Below are 19416 nucleotides of genomic sequence, written 5' to 3' on the forward strand. Positions count from 1 at the left end.
GTTATACCTCCGCTGAGCCGGCTCTCGCGTGCACCCGGATCGCGTCGTCGTAGTGCCCCATGAGCTCGGAGCAGATGTCGTGCCACGTGCGGCCCTCGGCGCGCTCGCGCGCCGCGGTCCCGAAGGCTCGCCGCTTGCGCTCGTCGCCCACCAGGTCGACGACGCGGGCGCGGAGCGCCTCGTGGTCACCTGGAGGGTACAGCCAGCCGTCGTGGGAGTGCCGGACGATGTCCAGCGGGCCGCCCGCGGCGGGCGCGACGACGGGCACGCCGCTGGCGTGCGCCTCCTGCAGCGTCTGGCCGAAGGTCTCCAGCTCGCCCGGGTGCACGAACACGTCGAGGCTCGCCATCGCCCGCGACAGCTCGGCCCCGCGCAGCAGCCCGGTGAAGTGGGCGGCCGGCAGCACCTGCCGCAGCTCGTCCCGCTCGGGCCCGTCGCCGACGATCACGAGGCGCACGTTCGGCAGGTCCTGCACCACGCGCAGCGCCTCGACCTGCTTCTCGGCAGCCAGGCGGCCCACGTAGCCCACGAGGATCTCGCGCCCGGCGCCGACCTTCCGCCGCCAGGCCTCGTCCCGGAACCCCGGGTGGAACGACTGCGTGTCCACGCCGCGGCCCCACAGGCGCAGGTTGGGGATGCCGTGGTTCTCGAGCTGGCGCATGGTCGCGGTCGACGGCGCGAGCGTCATCGTCGCGCGCTCGTGGATGTCCTTGACGCGCTTCCAGAGCAGCGGCTCGAAGTGGCCCAGGCCGTACCGCGCCGCGTAGCCGGGCACCTCGGTCTGGTACACGGCGACGCTCGGCAGGCCCAGCCGCTCGGCGGCGAGGATGCCGCGCCAGCCCAGGATGAAGGGGGAGGCCAGGTGGACGACGTCGGGCGCGAACGTGGCCAGCGTGCGCTCGGTGCGCCACTTCTTGCCCACGACCAGGCGCACGTCCGGATACCCGGGGAAGCCGATGGAGCCGAGCTCGACCACGGGGGCACCGCTCACGAAGGGCGGGACGTGGCCGATCGACGCGTCGGCGTCGGGCGCGAGGACCATGGCCTGGTCCCCCCGCTCGTGAAGGTGCTCGAGGACCCGCAGGACGGAGTTGGTGACCCCGTTCACCTGCGGGAGGAAACTCTCCGCAACGATGGCTACTCGCACGCTACGAACCTGCCGGTCGTCGATGTCCAGACGAAGTCCTCCGTGCGGCGAGTCGGGGAACGGGTGGCGTCGAGACGGTAACCGCTACACACGATGTCACGTTCCTGACCGTAGCGGAGCCACCAGGCCCCTGGCATGGGGAACACCCCTGAAGTGACCCTCAACTCGTTCTGGTCGGCACCTTGCGGGCAAAGGCGAGCTGCGAGAGACGGACGAGCGCACCGACGAGCAGGGCCACCAGCAGCGCGTTGCGCAGGGCGCCGACGCTCGTCGCGAAGGGCCAGCCGCCCAGGAACTCGCCGTACCGCAGCGGGTAGATCTCCATGGTCAGCCGGGCCACGATCAGGGTGCCGACGGCGGGCACGAACCACGTGCGCCGGGTGCCCTGGCTGCGGCTGCCGAGCGCGATCGCCGCCGCGACGGGCGGGCCGATCCACGCGATGAACTGCGGCGAGCCCACCTTGTTGAAGACGATCAGCGCGAGCAGCTCGGCCGCCGCGCCGACCAGCAGGATGTCCCCGACCCGCTCGGGCCGCCGTCGGGCCGCCCACCAGATCAGGGCCGCGATCAGCACGGCGGCGAGCGGGAGGGCGACGTCGAGCGCCTGCGCGACGGCGTCGGCGCCGTCGCCGAGCACCTCGTAGGTGAAGATGACGTCGTCGTACTCGACCTGGATCGAGGAGTCCCAGAGCCGGGCCACCGTGAACGGCGTGGCGGCGACCGCCTCGACCTGGAGCTGCCGGTCGCCCTGCTCGCCGAACACGTCCAGCACGTTGTCCTGCCCGCCGCCCGCGAAGGCGATGCCGATGACGACGGCGGACACCGCCGCGCCCGGCAGCACCACGTTCCGCAGGAAGGCCTTGGCGTCCCTCGCCGTGGCGGCCAGCGCCAGGGCCACCGCACCCGGCGCGATCTTGATCCAGGCGCCCACGGTGGCCAGGGCCATCGCGAGGGCCGGCCGCTTCACCGCGATGAGCAGCGCGACGAGGATGATCGGCGCGAGCAGGCCGTCGAGTCGCCCGATCCAGATGGGCCCGAGCATGACGAGGAAGAACAGCCAGAACCAGACGGCGGCGCGCCCGTGGGGCCTGGCCCGGCCGAGCAGGGCGACGGCCCCGGCGTTGGCGGCGGTGACCATGCCCATCCACACCCAGTCGTACGCGACCGTGGAGTCGGTGAACAGCGCGGGAACCGTCATCGGTCCCAGGGCGCCGAGCGGGTAGACCCAGGCGTAGGTGAACACGGGCCACGAGCCGGTGTTCATGCCGTTGCGGACCCACCACTCGTACAGGTTCACGTCGCCGAGGATCTGCCCCCCGAAGACCCAGGTCTGGACGATGATCCAGGCGTGGGTGAGGGCGAACGCGACCCACAGGGCAGGCCAGGACGAGAGCACGCGGACGGCGGACCGCAGGATGTCCTGGCCCACGGCCTTGGGCGATGTCGACAGGTCTGACGGGCTCGGCACGGGCCACATCTTTGCACTGATCGAGGATCGCGTCGGCGATCGGCCGGGACGGGTACAAGTTCGGACATTCGCGAGCTAGAGTTCGGGTACCCGAACTTTCTGGAGCCCAGATGACTCGCACCGCCGCGCAGCCACGGACCGGCCGCGCCCGCCTCTTCGTCCTGCTCGGACCCGCCTTCGTGGCGGCCATCGCCTACGTGGATCCCGGCAACGTGGCCGCGAACCTCACCGCGGGCGCGCGGTTCGGGTACCTGCTCGTCTGGGTGCTCGTGGCGGCCAACGCGATGGCGGTGCTGGTGCAGTACCTGTCGGCCAAGCTCGGCGTGGTCACGGGCCGGTCGCTGCCCGAGGTGCTGGGGGAGCGGCTGCCCCGCCCGGCACGCCTGGCGTACTGGGCGCAGGCGGAGGTCGTCGCCGCCGCGACCGACCTCGCCGAGGTGATCGGCGGCGCCATCGCGCTCCACCTGCTGTTCGGTGTGCCGCTCGTGCTGGGCGGCGTCATCACCGGGGTGGTGTCCCTGCTGGTGCTGGCGGTGCAGCAGCGGCGCGGCCAGCGGGCCTTCGAGGGCGTCGTCACCTCGATGCTGGCCGTCCTCACGGTCGGCTTCTGCGCGGGCCTCTTCTTCTCGCCGCCCGACCCGGCCGCCATGCTGGCCGGCCTCGTGCCCCGCCTCCAGGGCGCCGACTCCGTGCTCCTGGCCGCCTCGATGCTCGGCGCCACGGTGATGCCGCACGCGATCTACCTGCACTCGTCGCTGGCCCGCGACCACCTGCACGCCCCGTCCACGTCGGTGCCGCGCATCCTGCGCGCCACGCGTGTCGATGTGGTGCTGGCCCTGATCCTGGCCGGGAGCGTGAACATCGCGATGCTGCTGCTCGCGGCGGCGAACCTCGCCGGCCGGGAGGGCACCGACACCATCGAGGGCGCGCACGCCGCCATCGCCGGCACGCTCGGGCCGGTCGTGGGCGTGCTGTTCGCGGTCGGGCTGCTGGCCTCCGGCCTGGCGTCGACGTCCGTCGGGGCCTACGCCGGGGCGGAGATCATGTCCGGCCTGCTGCGTGTGCGCGTGTCGCTGCTGACGCGCCGCCTGGTCACGCTGCTGCCCGCGATCGTGCTGCTCATGACGGGGATCTCGCCCACCTGGCTGCTGGTCGTGAGCCAGGTGGTGCTGAGCTTCGGCATCCCGTTCGCGATGATCCCGCTCGTGCGGCTCACCCGGGACCGCGAGCTGCTGGGCGAGCACCGGAACGCCGTGACCACCCAGGTGCTGGCCTGGGTGGTCGCGGGTGTGATCGTGGCGCTGAACGTCACCCTGCTCTGGCTCACGTTCACCGGCTGAGCGGTTCGGCCGAACGGCCCGGCTGAGCGGCCCGCCTACTCGTCCAGGTAGGCGACGTCGCCGTTCGAGCTGCGCATCTCGACGGTGCGGGTGGCGTCCGGGTCGACCGGTCCCTCGACGATCTCGTCGCCGTTCGAGGTCTGCATCGAGAGGGCCACCGGCCCGCCGTCGCCGTGCACGGTGACCCGGCCGTTGCTGGTCTCGGCGTAGACGTTCCCGGCGACGGCCGAGATCTCGATCGACCCGTTGCTGCTCGTCGCCGAGGCGTCGGCCCGCACCGACTCGACGGTGATCCGGCCGTTGCTCGTGTCGCCGGTGACCGTGCCGTCCACGTCGCTCACGGAGATGTCGCCGTTGGAGGTGGAGACGTCCACGTCGGCACCCGCGTTCGCGACGGTGATGTCGCCGTTGCTGGAGCGGGCCGACAGCGAGCCGTCGAGGTTGAGGGCCTCGACCCGGCCGTTGCTCGTCCGCAGGGCCACGTCGCCGGCCACGCCGCTCGCGACGACGTCGCCGTTCTCGGTGCGGACCACCACCTTCGTGTCGGCGGGCAGGGTCACGTCGAGCTCGCCGGAGCAGCGGGGCAGGAAGATCGACCAGCCGCAGCGGTGCGTGATCTCCAGCCGGTTCCCGGACTCGTCCGCCGCGTACCGCGGCCCCCGCAGGCCGCTGTGCGCGATGGCGTCGACCTCGATGTCGCCGTCGGCCGCGGTCACGGTGACGTCTCCGTCGGACACCAGCTCGACCGTCCCGACGGCGTCGTACGTGTGCTTGGTCGTGGTCGTCTCGGACATCATCAGGTCGACGAGGAACAGCGCCCCGAAGCCGACGACGACGACACCGAGCACCACGCCCAGCGTGGTCAGCACGCGGGCGGTCGCGCCGCGCTGCGGGGGGCCGGGCGCGTACCCGGCGTCCTGGGGGTAGCTGTCGGGAGCGGGCTGGGTCATCAGCGGGATCCGTTCTGGTCGAGCCAGCGCAGCACGGCGAGCACCCGGCGGTGGTCGTCGGCGGCCGGCGGGAGGCCGAGCTTGGTCAGGATGTTGGTGACGTGCTTCTCCACGGCGGCCAGCCCCACGACGAGGCGGTCCGCGATCGCGGCGTTGGAGCGTCCCTCGGCCATGAGCGCGAGCACCTCGCGCTCGCGGCGGGTCAGGACGTCGAGGTCGGAGCCGGGATGGCGGGCGATGATCTGCGTGACCACCTCGGGGTCCACGACGGTACCGCCGCCGGACACCCGGGCGACCGCGTCGAGGAACTCGTCGACGTCGGCCACGCGGTCCTTGAGCACGTAGCCCAGGCCGCGCGCGCCGCGCGCGAACAGCTCGCTCGCGTAGCTATGCTCCACGTACTGCGACAGCACGAGCACGGGCAGGTCCGGGTGCAGGCTGCGCAGGTGCACGGCTGCGCGCAACCCCTCGTCGGTGTGCGACGGCGGCATGCGGACGTCGGTGACGAGCAGGTCGGGCAGCGGGGTCCCCGGCGTCGACAGGGCGCGGACCAGGTGGTCCGCCGTGCCGTACCCGGTCACCTCGTGCCCCTCCGCCGCCAGCAGGCGGGTGATGCCGTCCAGGAGGAGGACCGAGTCCTCCGCGATCACGATGCGCACGGGACCTCCACGGTCAGGCGGGTTCCCGCGCCGGGCGGGCTGTCGAGCTCGAAGGTGCCGTCCAGGGCCGCGACCCGGCCGCGCAGGCCGGCCAGCCCGCTGCCGGGGGAGAGCCCTGCTCCGCCGCGGCCGTCGTCGGACACCGCGACGCGCAGGCGCACCGGGTGGTCGTCGGGCACGAGGCTCGCGTGCACCAGGACCATGTCCGCGCTCGCGTGCTTGGCCACGTTGGTCAGGGCCTCCGCGACCACGAAGTACGCCGCGGCCTGCGCGGCGGCGCTCGCGGGCGAGAGGTCGCCCGTGACCTCCACGCGCACCGGGACCGGGCTGCGGCCCGCGAGCGCGGACAGGGCCGCGTCGAGCCCGCGGTCGGAGAGCACGGCGGGGTGGATGCCGCGCACCAGGTCGCGCAGCTCGGCGAGGGTCTCCTTGATCTCGCGGTGCGCGAGCTCGAGGGCGGCGACGGCGTGCTCGGGGTCCTTGTCGGCCAGGCGGCGGGCCACGCCGAGCTCGACGCCGAGGGCGACCAGGCGCTGCTGGGCGCCGTCGTGCAGGTCGCGCTCGATGCGGCGGCGCTCGGTGTCGGCGGCGGACACCGCCGCGGTGCGCGACTCGGTGAGCACCACGGCGCGCTCGCGGGCGGTGTGCGCGGCGGCCTCGGCCAGGCGCGTCTCGCGCTCGGCGGCGGCGGCCCGGGCATGGGCCACCTCGGCGGCGGAGGGGCCGAGCAGCACCGTCGACAGGCGGACCATCAGGTACGACCCGTACTGCGCGAGGGCGGCCGCCGCCCAGACGAGCACGACGGCGCCGCCGAGGGCGCCGGCGACCGTGGCCGGCCAGGGCAGGCCGGACCACTGCGCGAGCGCGCTGTCCCGGCCGACCAGCGTGAAGGCGACGGCGGCGACCGCCGCGGCCGCCAGGGCTGTCGTGACCGAGAAGAACACGCAGGTGGTGAGCATCCCGAGGAAGGCGTGGAGCGCGGCGGCCCAGGCGCGGCCGTCGCGGACGGGCGCCCACAGCCGGGACCAGAAGGTGGGGCGGGCCGGCGCGGGCGCCGGCTGCGGGGCGGGGATCCGTACGCCGGTCTGGCGGGCGACGCGGGCGCGCTCGGCCGTGCCGTAGCGCCGGGCGACGACGAGCCAGAGGGCGAGCATCGGCACGCCGATGCCCAGCGCGGGGACGAGCCCGGCCGAGACCAGGACGAGGATCCAGAGGGTCAGGCCGGCCGTCAGGTGCCAGACCCAGCCCACGGCCAGCGCGGCGACGGCGCGCCGGGTCGCCGGGTCGTACGGGCCCCGGAGGAACCCCGCGCCCGAGGTCAGCGCGGGGGCCACCTGGTCCGCGAGGGTGCGGGGCGGGGGCGCCGGCGTCGGGACGTCATCGCTGGTCATGGACACGACACTAGGCGGACCGGCGCCCCCGGCACATTGAGTGACCCCACCGGGTGCGGGTGGGGTTCTCCCTACCTCCGCACGGCTCAGGCGAAGGCGCTGGTGCCCGTGATCTCGCGGCCGATGATGAGGGCCTGCATGCTCTCGGTGCCCTCGTAGGTGTGCAGGGCCTCGATGTCGGCGAAGTGCCGGGCCACGCGGTTCTCCAGCAGGATGCCGTTGCCGCCGAGCAGGTCGCGGGCGATCGACGCGATCTCGCGGGCTCCACGCGTGCAGGTGTACTTGGCGAGCGAGGCCTGCGGGCCGGTGAGCTGCTCGGCCTCGTCGAGCCGCGTCATCTGCTTCACCAGGAGCTGCATCTGCGTGAGGATCGACAGCATCTTCGTGAGGCGTTCCTGCACCATCTGGCTCGCCGCGAGCGGCCGGCCGAACTGCAGGCGCTGCTTGGAGTAGGCCACGGCGGTCTCGTAGCAGGCGATGGCCTGCCCGACGGCGCCCCAGGCGACCCCCAGCCGGGTGGCGAACAGCACGCGGCCGGTGTCCTTGAAGGACCCGGACTTCGGCAGCAGGCTGTCGGCCGGCACGAACACGTCGTTCAGCACGATGTGCGCCTGGTGGATGGCGCGCAGGGAGAGCTTGCCCTGGATGGTCGTGGCCTCGTAGCCGGGGGTGTCCTGCGGCACGATGTAGCCGTGGACCTGGCCGTCCTCACCGCGGGCCCACACCACGGAGATGTCGCCGATCGAGCCGAAGCCGATCCACTTCTTCTCGCCGTTGATCACGTACCCCTCGACGCCGTCGCGCGTCTCCTTGACGGCGGAGGTCTCGAGGCCCACGGAGTCCGAGCCGTGCGTGGGCTCGGTGAGCGCGAAGGCGCCCAGGATCTCGCCGCGGGCCATCGGGCCGGCGTACTTCTCGATCTGCTCGTCGGAGCCGAGCATCACGATCGACCGCAGCGCGAGGCCGCCCTGCACGCCGCAGATGGTGGTCACGGACCCGTCGCCGCGCGACATCTCCATCGCGGACAGCCCCTCGGCCATCTTGGAGATCTTCGGGAAGCCGGGCACGTCCACGCCGTCGCGCAGGAAGTCCAGCTCGGCCATGCGCTTGACCAGGTCCATCGGTACCTCGTACCGCTCCCAGTAGCCGTCGATGACGGGCAGCACCTCGTCCTGCACGAACCGGCGGACGGCGAGCTGCTGGGCCCGCTCCTCCGCCGTGATGTCGGCGAACACGCCGGCGAAGTCGATGTCGAGCGGTTGCGAGACGTCGTAGGCGGGCGCCGTCACCCCTGGGGTCTGAGTCATGTCTCCCATGGTGCGCCGGTACCGGATCTCAGGTCAAGCGATACTACGTCTCACCCGAGCGAGGTCTCGGCGTGGTGGCAGGCACGCCCGTGGGCCCACGGCTGCGGCCGGGTCCGCACCCGTTCGCCCGACGCCGCGGCGCGCCGCACCTCGAGCTGGAGGTACTGGTCCTGCGCCGCCTCGGCCACGGAGTAGGGCGCGGCCGCCCCGTGCAGCACGTGGTCGGCCATGTCGGCCACGATGCGCGCGATCGACAGCTCGTCGTCGGGCAGGCGGGCCGGGCGGAACGCGTTGCGGTACAGCCACTCGCCGTCCAGCGTGTAGCCGCGCAGGAACAGGCCCTCGTGGCTGCCGGCCCCGCCCGCGGCCACGCGCTCCAGCGCGGAGCGCCGGGGCAGGCCGTCGGCGCCGACGCTCCGCACGACGTCGTCGCGCAGCTCGCCCCGCTCGCCGCGGACCAGCAGGGCGGGGGAGCGGACCCAGGAGCGGTACTGGACGTCGTCGAACTCGTACGTACCCAGGCGGTCGCCGTAGTCCAGCCACGCGGTCGCGTGCACCGTGCCGACCAGGGCGAGGTCGTCGGGGTCGTCCGCCCGGCCGGGGCTCGGCAGCACCCGCCGCGCGTCGCGCCGGGCGGTGATCTCGACGTCCTCGAAGCCGGCGCCCAGGGCGCGGCGCAGCACGCTGAGGCCGTGGTAGTCGTGCGCCACGGCGACGTGCGCGTCGGTCACGGCGCCGAGCAGGCCGGACGCCGCGACCGCGAGCTGCGCCGCGATCAACGGCTCCAGGTGGTACTGCTCGGCCACGTGCACGCAGGCGCCGTCGTCCACGAGCCGCTGCAGCGCCGCCAGCTCCTCGACCGTGCCGGCCGCCGGCGTCTCCGTGAGCACGGGGACGCCGGCGGCGGCCAGGTCGCGGACCACCGGCTGGGCAGCGCCCGCGGGGAGGGTCAGCAGCACCAGGTCCGGGGCGCCGCCGTCGAGCAGCTCCCGCACCGAGGCGAAGGCCGGGGCGGGGAGCCCCGGCAGCCCGGCGGCCGGCAGGCCGCGCGTCGCCAGCGCCGCGCGGTCCGCCGCGTTGCGGGTGGCCACCCCGGCCACCTCGAAGCGGTCCGGCAGGGCGTGCAGCACCCGCAGCATGGTGCGGGCGCGGAAGCCCGAGCCGACGATCCCGATCCTGGCCGTACGCTCCGGTGCGTTCACGAGCGCCGACGGTACGCGATCAGGCCGTCGCGACCGCCGTGCGGTCCGGGCCGGCGTTCTCCCGGCGGCTGATGCGCCACCACGCGAAGAAGCCGAACAGCGTGAACGCCCCGTAGACCACGTACATCAGGGCGGTGGCCCAGTACCCGGCGGAGAACAGCAGCGGGACGCCGACGAGGTCGACGGCCACCCAGATCAGCCAGAACTCGACCCAGCCCTTGGCCATGCCGTACGTGGCGAGCACCGAGCCCGTGAAGATCCAGGCGTCGGCCCAGACCGGCTCGTACGAGCCGAGGGCACGGAAGAGGGGGGTCAGGAGCAGGGTCCCGGCGAGCATCCCGGTCACGAGGCCGATGCGGACCCGCCACGAGGCCCAGCGCGGGTGCACCGCGACCGTTCCGGCCCCGCCCGACCGCTGGGTCTGCCGCCAGCGGTACCAGCCGTAGATCGAGACGGCGATGAACATGATCTGGCGGGCGGCCTGGCCGAGCATGTCCGCCCGGCCCGTCTCGCCGAACCAGGAGCCCATGAAGACGGTGAAGAGCAAGATGTTGCCGACGATGCCCACCGGCCACGCCCACACCTTGCGGCGCAGGCCGCCCAGTGCGGAGGTCAGGCCGAACAGGTTGCCGATGACCTCGCGCCAGTAGATCTGCTGGTCGCCGACCAGGAACGTCGCGTCGTAGGCGGCGCGGAACCAGTCCATGTCTCTTCCCTCTTCCGAAGTCCGCACACGGGACTCCGGGGTGAGGGCCGGCGCGCCACGAGGGCGCCGACGACGGCGTGGTGCCGGGGACCCCGAGGGGTCGACGGCGCGCGCCGCACGTGCTTCCTCCCATCCGGACTTTCACCGTCGGTCCTGGAATCTCACCAGGTCAACCGGGTTCTCCCGAAGGAGCACCCGGGTCGCGGACTATGACCGCCGGCTCGGAATTTCACCGACCCCGGAGCACGTGTGCAACTGCTGCTGCACGATGTCTAGCGGAACACAGGATGCCACGGCGGCATTCCCACGAGAACCCACCCCGTGTCAGACGTACAGGTCACCCGGGTGACCTGTACGTCTGACACGGAAGACACGAACTAGACCAGCGCGTCCCGGACGGCGCGGGCCACCTCATCGGGCCCGGCCACCCCCTCGACGACGGTGACGACGACGCGGCGGGTGACCGGGGTGCCGTCGTCCGCCAGGGGGCTGGCGGCGGTGCCGAGCACGGCGGCGCGCCGCAGGTCGGCGAAGGCCTCCTCCAGCTCGGGCCGCAGCTCGAGCGACGGCGTGCGCAGCCAGCGCCGCAGGATCGCGTTGTGCACCGCGACCACCGAGGCCGCGAACGCGATCGACGCCGTGGAGGCGGAGCGCTCCGGCGGCAGGGTGTCGCGCAGGTAGTGCGTGAACGCCCGCTCGTAGCGGTGCGTCGTGACGAGCTCGCGGTCGCGCAGGGCCGGGACCTGCTGCAGCAGCGCGTATCGGGCCAGCGAGGTCTCGCGCTGGCCCACATGGTGGTCGAACACCATGCGCGCCGCGCGGCACACCTCGAGGTACGGGTCGACGTCGGGGTCCCAGGCGCGCCCCAGGTCGTGGCCCGACTCCTCGCTCGCACGCGCGTCGGGACGGGTCGCGGCCAGCATGACCACCACCTCCTCGAGCAGCAGCTCGTGGTCCGCGAAGACCACGTCCTCCTTCGAGCGGAACCGGCGGAAGAACGTCGCACGGCTCACCTTCGCGGCGTCGGCGATCTCCTCGACGGTGGTTCCCTCGTACCCCTGTCGGGTGAACAGGTCTACCGCTGCGTCGACTGCCTGCGCGTGCGTGTGGGTACGGACGGCGGTCATGCCAGGCAGGCTACCGCGTGCCCCCCGGGCGCCGTGAAGAGTCTTTGAGCGAAGAATGCGGTTCATGATGCGAATTTTCCCGTTTGCCGGAGATCTTCCCTGACTGCAGTCTGCGCAGGTAACGCACCTCGCGCACGGCCGTCAGCAGGCCGAGAACACCGGGTACCGCGGACCACGGGTGACCGAGGATCACACCCACCAGGCACACCAGAAAGATCACCCCGCCGGCCACGACGGTGGCGAGGCTTCCCCATCGGATCCCGGTCACGCGGTTGAGCGTAGTCTGCTGCGCGTGACCGAGACCGCAGCCCGTCCCGTCGTCGACGTCTACGTCGACCCCATGTGCCCCTTCGCCTGGATCACGTCGCGCTGGGCCCTCGAGGTGGCCCAGATCCGCGACGTCGAGCTCACCTTCAAGCTGATGAGCCTCTACCTGCTCAACAAGGACCGGGACATCCCCGACGACTACCGCGCGCGCATCGAGCGCTCCCGCGGCATCGGCCGCATCGCCGCGGCCGTGCAGACCGACCACGGCCCCGAGGCCTTCTCGGCCTTCTACACCGCCGCCGGCACGCGCATCCACAACCAGCAGGACAAGGCCTTCGACGACGTGGCCGTCGCGGCGCTCGCCGAGGCCGGCCTGCCCGCCGCCCTCGCGGAGGCGGGCGCCTCGGAGGACTACGACGAGGAGCTCGCCGCCTCGCACGAGGCCGGCATGAAGCCTGTCGGCGACGACGTCGGCACGCCCACGATCCACGTCGACGGCGTCGCGTTCTTCGGCCCGGTGCTCACGCGCATCCCGCGCGGCGAGGAGGCGGGCGCGCTGTTCGACGCCTCGGTGACGCTCGCGCGCTACCCGTACTTCTACGAGATCAAGCGCTCACGCACCACAGACCCCCAGTTCGACTGACCACCACCGGCACCAGACCCCACCGGCACCAGAGGAAACATGACTCTCGACCTGCGTATCTTCATCGAGCCCCAGCAGGGCGCCAGCTACGACGACCAGCTTGCCGTCGCGCGCGCGACCGAGGAGCTCGGGTTCAGCGCGTTCTTCCGCTCCGACCACTACCTGGCCATGGGCGACGGCGACGGACTGCCCGGCCCCACCGACTCCTGGATCACGCTCGCGGGCCTCGCCCGTGAGACGTCCACGGTGCGGCTCGGCACGCTCGTCTCCTCGGCGACGTTCCGGCACCCCGGCGTGCTGGCCATCCAGGTGGCGCAGGTGGACCAGATGTCCGGCGGACGCGTCGAGCTGGGCCTCGGCACCGGCTGGTTCGCCGCCGAGCACGCCGCGTACGGCATCCCGTTCCCCGAGAAGCGGTTCGGCATCCTGGAGGAGCAGCTCGCCGTCGTCACCGGGCTGTGGGGCACGCCCGTGGGTGAGAGGTTCTCGTTCTCGGGCGAGCACTACCAGGTCACCGACTCGCCGGCGCTGCCGAAGCCCGCGCAGGCCAAGATCCCGGTGCTCGTCGGGGGCGGCGGCCCGCGCCGCACGCCCGCCCTGGCCGCGCGGTACGGCGACGAGTACAACCAGTCCTTCCCGGAGATCGACGCGATCGGCCCGCGGATCAAGGTGGTCGAGAAGGCGCTGTCCGACGCCGGGCGCGAGCCCGGCTCGATCGTCCAGTCGGTGGCGCTCGTCGCCGCGATCGGCCGGGACGAGGCCGAGTTCACCCGCCGCGCCGCCGCGATCGGGCGCGAGCCCGGCGAGCTGCGCGAGCACGGCATCGCCGGCACCGTCGCCGAGGCCGCGGACCGGCTCAAGGCGCTGGAGGCCGAGGGCGTCCAGCGGGTCTACCTCCAGGTCCTCGACCTGGCGGACCTCGACCATCTCGACCTGGTCGCGCGCGAGGTGCGCCCGCAGCTCGGCTGACGCCGCTCCCGCCTGGCTCCCGGGCCGCCCCGCCACCGCGGGGCGGCCCGTCCGTCTCGGCGGGCCGTCGCGGTGAATGTTCCCTAGGGTCGTCTCAGCCGCTCCTCGCGACACACCCACGCGACACACCCGGGAGAAGTCATGCCGAGCCGTTCTCGTGTTCCCCGTGCCTCCCTGGCCGCCGCCGTGCTCGTCGCCGGAGCGCTCGTCGCCGGACCTGCCGCCTCCGCCGACGACGGTTTCCGCCGGGGACCGGACCCGACCGAGGCGAGCGTCGAGGCGCCGCTGGGTGCGTTCGACGTCGGCGTCGCCGTCATCTCCCGGGCCTCCGCCGTCGGGTTCGGGGGCGGCACCGTCTACTACCCGACCGACACCTCCGAGGGCACGTTCGGCGCGGTCGCGATCGCGCCGGGCTACACGGGTACCCAGGCGGGCCTCGCGTGGCTCGGCCCGCGGCTGGCCTCGCAGGGCTTCGTCGTCGTGACGATCGACACGTTCACCGGCGGCGACTCGCCGGCCAGCCGCGGCGACCAGCTCCTTGCCGCGCTGGACCAGCTGCGGGGCAGTGCGGTGGCGGACCGGATCGACCCCGCGCGGCTCGCCGTGATGGGCCACTCGATGGGCGGCGGCGGCAGCCTGGAGGCGGCCAAGGACCGGCCCGCGCTGCGGGCGGTCGTGCCGCTCACGCCGTGGAGCGTGGACAAGACGTTTCCCGAGGTCAGCGCGCCCACCCTGGTGATCGGGGCCGAGCGGGACACGGTCGCCCGGGTGCGCCTGCACGCCGAGCCGATGTACGAGTCGCTCCCGGCCGGCGGCGACAAGGCCTACCTGGAGCTGCGCGGCGCGGGGCACGACGCGCCGAACTTCGCCGACCCGACCATCGCCCGGTACAGCATCTCGTGGCTCAAGCTTTACGTGGACGACGACGAGCGCTACGCCCGGTTCCTCTGCCCCGCGCCGGAGCCGGACGAGCAGATCAGCGAGTACCGCGGCACCTGCTGACCCGGTCGCACCCGTTGACCTATAGGATCCGCGCGACAATCCCGTTGCGAGATCAAGGACAACACAATGCGACTCGGCTGGAAGCTGCACGGTGACGGCGCCCGCATCACCCCCGGTGAGGTGGTCGCCCCGCACGAGCGGTTGAGCTGGCCGCGCACCGTCGGGATCGGTCTGCAGCACATCGTCGCGATGTTCGGCGCCACCTTCCTGGTGCCGGTACTCACCAAGTTCGACCCGGCGACCACGCTGTTCTTCTCGGCGATCGGCACCATCACCTTCCTGCTCGTCACGGGCAACAGGCTCCCGAGCTACCTGGGGTCGAGCTTCGCGTTCATCGCGCCGATCACCGCGGCCACGGCGTCGGGCGGACAGTCCGTGGCGCTCGGCGGCATCCTGGCCACCGGCCTGCTCCTGGCGCTCGTCGGCGTGGTGGTGCACTTCGCGGGAGCGCGCTGGATCCAGATCATCATGCCGCCTGTCGTGACCGGCGTGATCGTGGCGCTCATCGGGCTCAACCTGGCGCCCGTGGCGTGGAGCAACTTCCAGCTCGCGCCGCTCACGGCTGTGGTCACCCTCGCCTCGATCATCCTGATCCAGGTGCTGTTCCGGGGCATCGTCGGCCGCCTGGCGATCCTGCTCGGCGTGGTGATCGGCTACGCCTTCGCGAGCGTGCGCGGCGAGGTCAGCTTCGTGGACGTGCGAAAGGCCGACTGGCTGGGCCTGCCGCACTTCACGGCGCCGTCGTTCGACCCGGGCGTGCTCGGGCTGTTCCTCCCGGTCGTGCTGGTGCTCATCGCGGAGAACGTGGGCCACGTGAAGTCGGTGGCCGCGATGACCGGCCGCGACTACGACAAGCTCACCGGCCGTGCCCTCCTGGCCGACGGCCTGGCGACCACGTTCGCGGGCCTCGGCGGCGGCTCCGGCACCACCACGTACGCGGAGAACATCGGCGTCATGGCGGCATCGCGCGTGTACTCCACGGCCGCCTACTGGGTCGCCGCGTTCGGTGCCCTCGCGCTCAGCCTCTCGCCCAAGTTCGGCGCGCTGATCAACACCGTGCCGGCAGGCGTGCTCGGCGGCGTGACCACGATGCTCTACGGGATGATCGGCATCCTCGGCGCCCGGATCTGGGTGCAGGCCAAGGTCGACTTCTCCGACTCGGTGAACCTGACCACGGCGGCCGTGCCGTTGATCATCGGCATCGCCAACTTCACCTGGACGGCCGGCGACCTGCAGTTCGGCGGCATCGCGCTCGGCACCGCCGCGGCCCTGGTCATCTACCACGTCATGCGCGCGATCGGCCGCTGGCGGGGCACCGCCACGGGCTGACTCTGGACAGTGGGCTGAACGCGTGGTTAGCATGTTGAACATGCGTTCAGCCCGCTCCGGACCGACCGACGCCGAGGACCTCACCGCCCGCGCCAGGATCCGCGACGCCGCGATCCACCGGTTCGCGGTGGAGGGCTTCGGCGCGCCGGTCCGGGCGGTCGCCGCGGACGCCGGGGTGAGCGCCGGCCTGGTGATGCACCACTTCGGCTCCAAGGAGAAGCTCCGCGCGGAGTGCGACGCGCAGGTGCTGGCCACGATCCGCCGGCTCAAGCAGGAGAACGTCGCCACCGTCGCGGCGGGCCAGAGCTTCTTCCACCGGTTCGCGGCCGTCGACGAGAACGCGCCCCTGGTCGGCTACATCCTGCGGTCCATGCAGGACGGCAGCCCGCTGGCCCGCGAGTTCATCGACCACATGGTCACCGACGCCGTCGGCTACCTCCAGGAGGGCGTGGCCGCCGGCGTGATCGTGCCCAGCCGCGACGACGCCGCCCGGGCCCGGTACCTGACGCTCTCGTCCCTCGGTGCGCTGCTGCTCGAGGTGACGCTCAGCCCGCCGTCAGACCCCGCCGATTTGGTCGGCATCGTCCGCGCCTTCTTCACCAACAGCTACCTGCCCATGATGGAGCTGTTCACCCAGGGCTTCCTCACGTCTCGCCGCATGCTCGACGAGTACCTCCTGTACGTGCCCGACCCGCCGCCGTCCGACGAGGTGGCGCCCACCCCTGCCTCAGGCTGACCGGACCGCCGGTCGAGCGCCGCCCTGCCACGTCTCCGTCCCGACGTCAGAGAGCGAACCAGCCATGACCAGCACCACATCGAGCGCCGTACCCGCGATCGAGATCCACGACCTGCACAAGTCCTTCGGCGCCGTGAAGGCGCTCGACGGCCTGAACCTGACCGTCCGTCCCGGTGAGGTCCGCGGCTTCCTCGGCCCCAACGGCGCCGGCAAGTCGACCACCATCCGTGTGCTGCTCGGCCTGCTGCGGGCCGACTCCGGCAGCGCCCGGCTGTTCGGCGGGGACGTCTGGCGGGACGCCGTCGAGCTGCACAGGCGGATCACCTACGTCCCCGGCGACGTCAGCCTGTGGCCCAACCTGACCGGCGGAGAGTGCATCGACTACCTCGCCCGCCTCAGCGGCCGCACCGACCGGGCGCGCCTGCGGGCGCGCAAGGCCGAGCTGCTGGAGCGCTTCGAGCTCGACCCGCGCAAGAAGGCGCGCACCTACTCCAAGGGCAACCGGCAGAAGGTCGCCCTGGTCGCGGCCTTCCTGACCGACGCCGAGCTGTACGTGCTCGACGAGCCCACCTCCGGCCTGGACCCGCTCATGGAGGCCGTGTTCACGGAGTACGTGCGCGAGGCCAGGGCGGCCGGCCGGTCGGTGCTGCTGAGCAGCCACATCCTGTCCGAGGTCGAGAAGGTCTGCGACACCGTGACGATCATCCGCAACGGCACCGACGTGGAGTCCGGCACGCTGGACGAGCTGCGCCACCTCACCCGCACGAGCGTGACGGCCGTGGTGGCCGGCGACCCGGCCGGCGTGACGGCGCTGCCCGGCGTCCACGACCTGGTCACCACGCCGGCCGACGGCGGCACCCGCGTGACGTTCGACGCCGACAACGCGCAGATCGGCGCCGTGCTCTCGGCCGTCACCGCGCTCGACGTGCGCAGCCTCACCGCGACCCCGCCGTCGCTGGAGGAGCTGTTCATGCGCCACTACGGCGACGTGCTCGACACCGACACCGACACCGGCGCTGGCACCGGCACCGGGGCCGACGCCGCGAAGGCGGGTGCGCGATGAGCGCGGCCGTCGCGACGCCGTCGGCCCCGGTCCTGGCCCGCCCGGCGTTCGGCTCCACGCTCACGGGGACCGGCACGCTGCTGCGGTTCATGCTTCGCCGGGACCGGATGCGCATCCTCTGGTGGACCCTCGGTGTGACGTTTCTCTATGCGGGCGGGCTCGGCGAGTACGTGCTTCTCGACGACCCGGCGGCCAGCGAGGCCCGCTCCGTGCTCGTCTCGTCGCCCGCGATGATCTCCATGACCGGGCCCGGCTACGGCATCGGCGACTACACGCCCGGCGCGGCCGTGGCGAACGAGTTCATCCTCTGGGTGGTCCTCACCCTGGCCGTCATGAGCATCCTGCAGGTCGTGCGGCACACGCGCGCCGAGGAGGAGAGCAGCCGGTCCGAGCTCGTGCGGGCCGGCGTCGTGGGGCGGCACGCGCCGTCGGTGGCCGCCCTGCTCCTCGTGCTGATCATGAACGTGATCATCGCGCTGACGAGCGCCGTGGCGGTCGCCGCGCAGGACTTCGACGTCGCGCAGTCGTTCGCCATGACCTTCGCCATCGCGCTCGGGGCGCTCGTCTTCGGGGCGGTGGCCCTCGTCGCCGCGCAGGCGTACGAGCACGGCAGGGGCGCCGTCGGCCTGTCGCTGGCGGTGCTCGGCGCCGCGTTCCTGCTGCGTGCGCTGGGCGACGTCCAGGAGGAGCACGGCAGCGTCGTGTCCTGGCTCTCCCCGATCGCGTGGGTGCAGCAGACGCGGGTCTTCGTGGACCTGCGGTGGTGGCCGCTCGGCCTGTGCGTCGCGGCGATCGTCCTGCTCCTCGTCCTGGCCGCCTTCCTGGGGTCGCGCCGCGACTTCGACGCCGGCCTGGTCGCCGTGCGCAAGGGACGCGCGGACGCCGAGCCCACGCTGACCGGCCCGGCCCCGCTCGCCTGGGTGCAGCAGCGTGGCGCCCTGATGTGGACGGCGCTCGGCCTGGGCGCGATGTGGCTCGGCTCCGGCACCATCATCCGCGAGGTGCCGAACATGCTCGACGCCGTCGAGGGCAACCCCGTGTACGCGGCCCTGCTCGGCAGCGGCGAGGACATGGTCCGGACCTTCCTCGGGATCTTCGGCCTCTACATCGCCGCCGGGGCCGCGGCCTACGGGATCGCGGCGACGCTCCGGGTCAAGGGCGAGGAGGAGTCCGGCCGCACGGAGCTCGTGCTGGCCGCACCGGTCTCCCGCGGGCGCTGGCTCGCGTCCACCCTGGTGGTCTCGCTGCTGGGCATGGTCGTGGTGCAGGTCACCGGTGCGCTCGCCCTGTGGGTCGGGGCCGCGTCGACCGGCTACGACGAGGTCCCGTTCGGGGACTACCTGGAGCTGGGCCTCGCCTACCTCCCGGCGCTCGCCGTGCTCGTGGGCCTCGCGGCCGCGCTCTACGCGTGGCTGCCGCGCGCGACGGGGCTGGCCTGGGTGATGGTCGGGTACGTCTTCCTCGTGGGCATGTTCGCCGACCTGTTCGACCTGCCGGAGTGGGCCCGCAAGATCTCGCCGTTCTGGTGGGTGGGCAACCCCGCGCTCGCCGACGTCGAGGCGGCCCGCCTGTGGGGCCTGGGCGGCGTCGCCGCGGTGCTGTTCCTGCTGGCCTTCACGGGCTTCCGGCGACGGGACGTGCCACGCGTCTGAGCCCCGCCGGGCTGCTCGGCCCGGCGGGGCCCGGCTGTTCTCGGGTTCCGCGTTCCGGTAGGGTTCAGGACGCCGTCCGGTGTCAGCAGGCAGGTTCGCACAGCCGCTCCCGGACCGTGCCCCCGCCGAGTCCAGTGAGGACGGACCGATGATCTTCAAGGCCGTAGGAGACGGCCGCCCGTACCCCGAGCACGGGCGGACGCGCACCCGTGACTGGGTCGACGTGCCGCCACGCCAGGTGCGGCTCGACGAGCTGGTGACCACCAAGCGCACCCTCGACCTCGACCAGCTGCTCGCGGAGGACTCCACGTTCTACGGTGACCTGTTCGCCCACGTCGTGGAGTACGAGGGCACGCTCTACCTGGAGGACGGCCTGCACCGAGCCGTGCGCGCCGCCCTCCAGCAACGTCCAGTCCTGCACGCTCGCGTGCTCACCATCCGCTGACCTCAGGTAGGTT

19 protein-coding genes and 1 riboswitch are annotated in these 19416 nt (G+C 72.7%); of the genes, 9 read left to right on the forward strand and 10 right to left on the reverse strand.

The features are described 5' to 3' along the window. Nucleotide 1: 1 nt before the first annotated feature. Both ACH45N_RS21475 and ACH45N_RS21480 read right to left on the reverse strand, forming a co-directional pair. On the reverse strand, nucleotides 2-1108 hold the full coding sequence (locus tag ACH45N_RS21475) for a glycosyltransferase family 4 protein (RefSeq protein ID WP_397397671.1): 1107 nt from the start codon (nucleotides 1106-1108) through the stop codon (nucleotides 2-4). 199 nt (nucleotides 1109-1307) lie between these two features. Beyond that, nucleotides 1308-2624: a hypothetical protein gene (locus tag ACH45N_RS21480; RefSeq protein ID WP_397397673.1), complete on the reverse strand. Its 1317-nt coding sequence runs from the start codon at nucleotides 2622-2624 to the stop codon at nucleotides 1308-1310. A 101-nt stretch (nucleotides 2625-2725) separates the two neighbouring features. Between ACH45N_RS21480 and ACH45N_RS21485 the strand changes: the two genes are divergently transcribed. Next, nucleotides 2726-3955 carry an Nramp family divalent metal transporter gene (locus tag ACH45N_RS21485; RefSeq protein ID WP_397397675.1) on the forward strand — a complete coding sequence of 410 codons (1230 nt, stop codon included), beginning with the start codon at nucleotides 2726-2728 and terminating at the stop codon, nucleotides 3953-3955. A gap of 35 nt (nucleotides 3956-3990) precedes the next feature. Here the strand turns inward: ACH45N_RS21485 and ACH45N_RS21490 are convergent, their stop codons facing one another. From ACH45N_RS21490 to ACH45N_RS21525, 8 genes are all read right to left on the reverse strand, one after another. Then, nucleotides 3991-4905, reverse strand: a complete 915-nt coding sequence (locus ACH45N_RS21490; protein WP_397397677.1) for a DUF4097 family beta strand repeat-containing protein — start codon at nucleotides 4903-4905, stop codon at nucleotides 3991-3993. Next, nucleotides 4905-5564, reverse strand: coding sequence for a LuxR C-terminal-related transcriptional regulator (locus tag ACH45N_RS21495; protein WP_397397679.1), 660 nt, complete (start codon nucleotides 5562-5564; stop codon nucleotides 4905-4907). Before ACH45N_RS21495 ends, ACH45N_RS21490 begins: the two co-directional genes overlap by 1 nt. Then, the gene (locus ACH45N_RS21500; RefSeq protein WP_397397681.1) at nucleotides 5552-6955 is read right to left on the reverse strand and encodes a histidine kinase; all 1404 of its coding nucleotides are present in this window, start codon (nucleotides 6953-6955) and stop codon (nucleotides 5552-5554) included. The genes ACH45N_RS21495 and ACH45N_RS21500 overlap by 13 nt, the downstream gene beginning before the upstream one ends. A gap of 86 nt (nucleotides 6956-7041) precedes the next feature. Further along, nucleotides 7042-8262, reverse strand: coding sequence for an acyl-CoA dehydrogenase family protein (locus tag ACH45N_RS21505; RefSeq protein ID WP_397397683.1), 1221 nt, complete (start codon nucleotides 8260-8262; stop codon nucleotides 7042-7044). 50 nt (nucleotides 8263-8312) lie between these two features. Beyond that, on the reverse strand, nucleotides 8313-9464 hold the full coding sequence (locus ACH45N_RS21510; protein WP_397397685.1) for a Gfo/Idh/MocA family protein: 1152 nt from the start codon (nucleotides 9462-9464) through the stop codon (nucleotides 8313-8315). Nucleotides 9465-9483: 19 nt separating this feature from the next. Beyond that, nucleotides 9484-10170, reverse strand: a complete 687-nt coding sequence (pnuC, locus tag ACH45N_RS21515; RefSeq protein WP_397397687.1) for a nicotinamide riboside transporter PnuC — start codon at nucleotides 10168-10170, stop codon at nucleotides 9484-9486. A gap of 115 nt (nucleotides 10171-10285) precedes the next feature. After that, nucleotides 10286-10421: riboswitch (FMN riboswitch) on the reverse strand. A gap of 126 nt (nucleotides 10422-10547) precedes the next feature. Then, nucleotides 10548-11297 carry a helix-turn-helix domain-containing protein gene (locus ACH45N_RS21520; protein WP_397397689.1) on the reverse strand — a complete coding sequence of 250 codons (750 nt, stop codon included), beginning with the start codon at nucleotides 11295-11297 and terminating at the stop codon, nucleotides 10548-10550. A gap of 10 nt (nucleotides 11298-11307) precedes the next feature. Continuing rightward, a complete protein-coding gene (locus ACH45N_RS21525) occupies nucleotides 11308-11565 on the reverse strand; it encodes a hypothetical protein (RefSeq protein WP_397397691.1) in 258 nt (85 codons plus the stop codon). Nucleotides 11566-11589: 24 nt separating this feature from the next. Here ACH45N_RS21525 and ACH45N_RS21530 point away from each other — a divergent pair, with 24 nt between their 5' ends. The 8 genes from ACH45N_RS21530 to ACH45N_RS21565 all read left to right on the forward strand — a co-directional run bounded on the left by ACH45N_RS21530 (nucleotide 11590) and on the right by ACH45N_RS21565 (nucleotide 19403). Continuing rightward, the gene (locus ACH45N_RS21530) at nucleotides 11590-12207 is read left to right on the forward strand and encodes a DsbA family protein (protein ID WP_397397693.1); all 618 of its coding nucleotides are present in this window, start codon (nucleotides 11590-11592) and stop codon (nucleotides 12205-12207) included. Between the two features lie 39 nt (nucleotides 12208-12246). After that, nucleotides 12247-13176, forward strand: a complete 930-nt coding sequence (locus ACH45N_RS21535) for an LLM class F420-dependent oxidoreductase (protein ID WP_397397695.1) — start codon at nucleotides 12247-12249, stop codon at nucleotides 13174-13176. A 141-nt stretch (nucleotides 13177-13317) separates the two neighbouring features. Further along, the gene (locus tag ACH45N_RS21540; RefSeq protein ID WP_397397697.1) at nucleotides 13318-14178 is read left to right on the forward strand and encodes a serine aminopeptidase domain-containing protein; all 861 of its coding nucleotides are present in this window, start codon (nucleotides 13318-13320) and stop codon (nucleotides 14176-14178) included. Between the two features lie 66 nt (nucleotides 14179-14244). Continuing rightward, nucleotides 14245-15507: a uracil-xanthine permease family protein gene (locus ACH45N_RS21545; RefSeq protein WP_397397699.1), complete on the forward strand. Its 1263-nt coding sequence runs from the start codon at nucleotides 14245-14247 to the stop codon at nucleotides 15505-15507. Between the two features lie 40 nt (nucleotides 15508-15547). Next, a complete protein-coding gene (locus ACH45N_RS21550) occupies nucleotides 15548-16243 on the forward strand; it encodes a TetR family transcriptional regulator (RefSeq protein WP_397397701.1) in 696 nt (231 codons plus the stop codon). A 64-nt stretch (nucleotides 16244-16307) separates the two neighbouring features. Beyond that, a complete protein-coding gene (locus ACH45N_RS21555) occupies nucleotides 16308-17306 on the forward strand; it encodes an ATP-binding cassette domain-containing protein (RefSeq protein WP_397397703.1) in 999 nt (332 codons plus the stop codon). Further along, nucleotides 17303-18958: an ABC transporter permease gene (locus ACH45N_RS21560; protein WP_397397705.1), complete on the forward strand. Its 1656-nt coding sequence runs from the start codon at nucleotides 17303-17305 to the stop codon at nucleotides 18956-18958. The genes ACH45N_RS21555 and ACH45N_RS21560 overlap by 4 nt, the downstream gene beginning before the upstream one ends. Before the next feature lie 148 nt (nucleotides 18959-19106). Further along, a complete protein-coding gene (locus tag ACH45N_RS21565; protein WP_285107916.1) occupies nucleotides 19107-19403 on the forward strand; it encodes a type II toxin-antitoxin system VapB family antitoxin in 297 nt (98 codons plus the stop codon). Nucleotides 19404-19416: the final 13 nt, after the last annotated feature.

Source organism: Promicromonospora sp. NPDC019610 (assembly GCF_044389365.1).
Taxonomy (GTDB): domain Bacteria; phylum Actinomycetota; class Actinomycetes; order Actinomycetales; family Cellulomonadaceae; genus Promicromonospora.

What these genes read in the sequence shown, in the direction of transcription:
- ACH45N_RS21550 (WP_397397701.1), top strand. Translation starts at nt 15,548, where the DNA reads ATGCGTTCAGCCCGCTCCGGACCGACCGACGCCGAGGACCTCACCGCC.
- ACH45N_RS21555 (WP_397397703.1), top strand. Translation starts at nt 16,308, where the DNA reads ATGACCAGCACCACATCGAGCGCCGTACCCGCGATCGAGATCCACGAC.
- ACH45N_RS21540 (WP_397397697.1), top strand. Translation starts at nt 13,318, where the DNA reads ATGCCGAGCCGTTCTCGTGTTCCCCGTGCCTCCCTGGCCGCCGCCGTG.
- pnuC (WP_397397687.1), bottom strand. Translation starts at nt 10,170, where the DNA reads ATGGACTGGTTCCGCGCCGCCTACGACGCGACGTTCCTGGTCGGCGAC.
- ACH45N_RS21560 (WP_397397705.1), top strand. Translation starts at nt 17,303, where the DNA reads ATGAGCGCGGCCGTCGCGACGCCGTCGGCCCCGGTCCTGGCCCGCCCG.
- ACH45N_RS21500 (WP_397397681.1), bottom strand. Translation starts at nt 6,955, where the DNA reads ATGACCAGCGATGACGTCCCGACGCCGGCGCCCCCGCCCCGCACCCTC.
- ACH45N_RS21505 (WP_397397683.1), bottom strand. Translation starts at nt 8,262, where the DNA reads ATGACTCAGACCCCAGGGGTGACGGCGCCCGCCTACGACGTCTCGCAA.
- ACH45N_RS21490 (WP_397397677.1), bottom strand. Translation starts at nt 4,905, where the DNA reads ATGACCCAGCCCGCTCCCGACAGCTACCCCCAGGACGCCGGGTACGCG.
- ACH45N_RS21480 (WP_397397673.1), bottom strand. Translation starts at nt 2,624, where the DNA reads ATGTGGCCCGTGCCGAGCCCGTCAGACCTGTCGACATCGCCCAAGGCC.
- ACH45N_RS21565 (WP_285107916.1), top strand. Translation starts at nt 19,107, where the DNA reads ATGATCTTCAAGGCCGTAGGAGACGGCCGCCCGTACCCCGAGCACGGG.
- ACH45N_RS21485 (WP_397397675.1), top strand. Translation starts at nt 2,726, where the DNA reads ATGACTCGCACCGCCGCGCAGCCACGGACCGGCCGCGCCCGCCTCTTC.
- ACH45N_RS21545 (WP_397397699.1), top strand. Translation starts at nt 14,245, where the DNA reads ATGCGACTCGGCTGGAAGCTGCACGGTGACGGCGCCCGCATCACCCCC.
- ACH45N_RS21520 (WP_397397689.1), bottom strand. Translation starts at nt 11,297, where the DNA reads ATGACCGCCGTCCGTACCCACACGCACGCGCAGGCAGTCGACGCAGCG.
- ACH45N_RS21535 (WP_397397695.1), top strand. Translation starts at nt 12,247, where the DNA reads ATGACTCTCGACCTGCGTATCTTCATCGAGCCCCAGCAGGGCGCCAGC.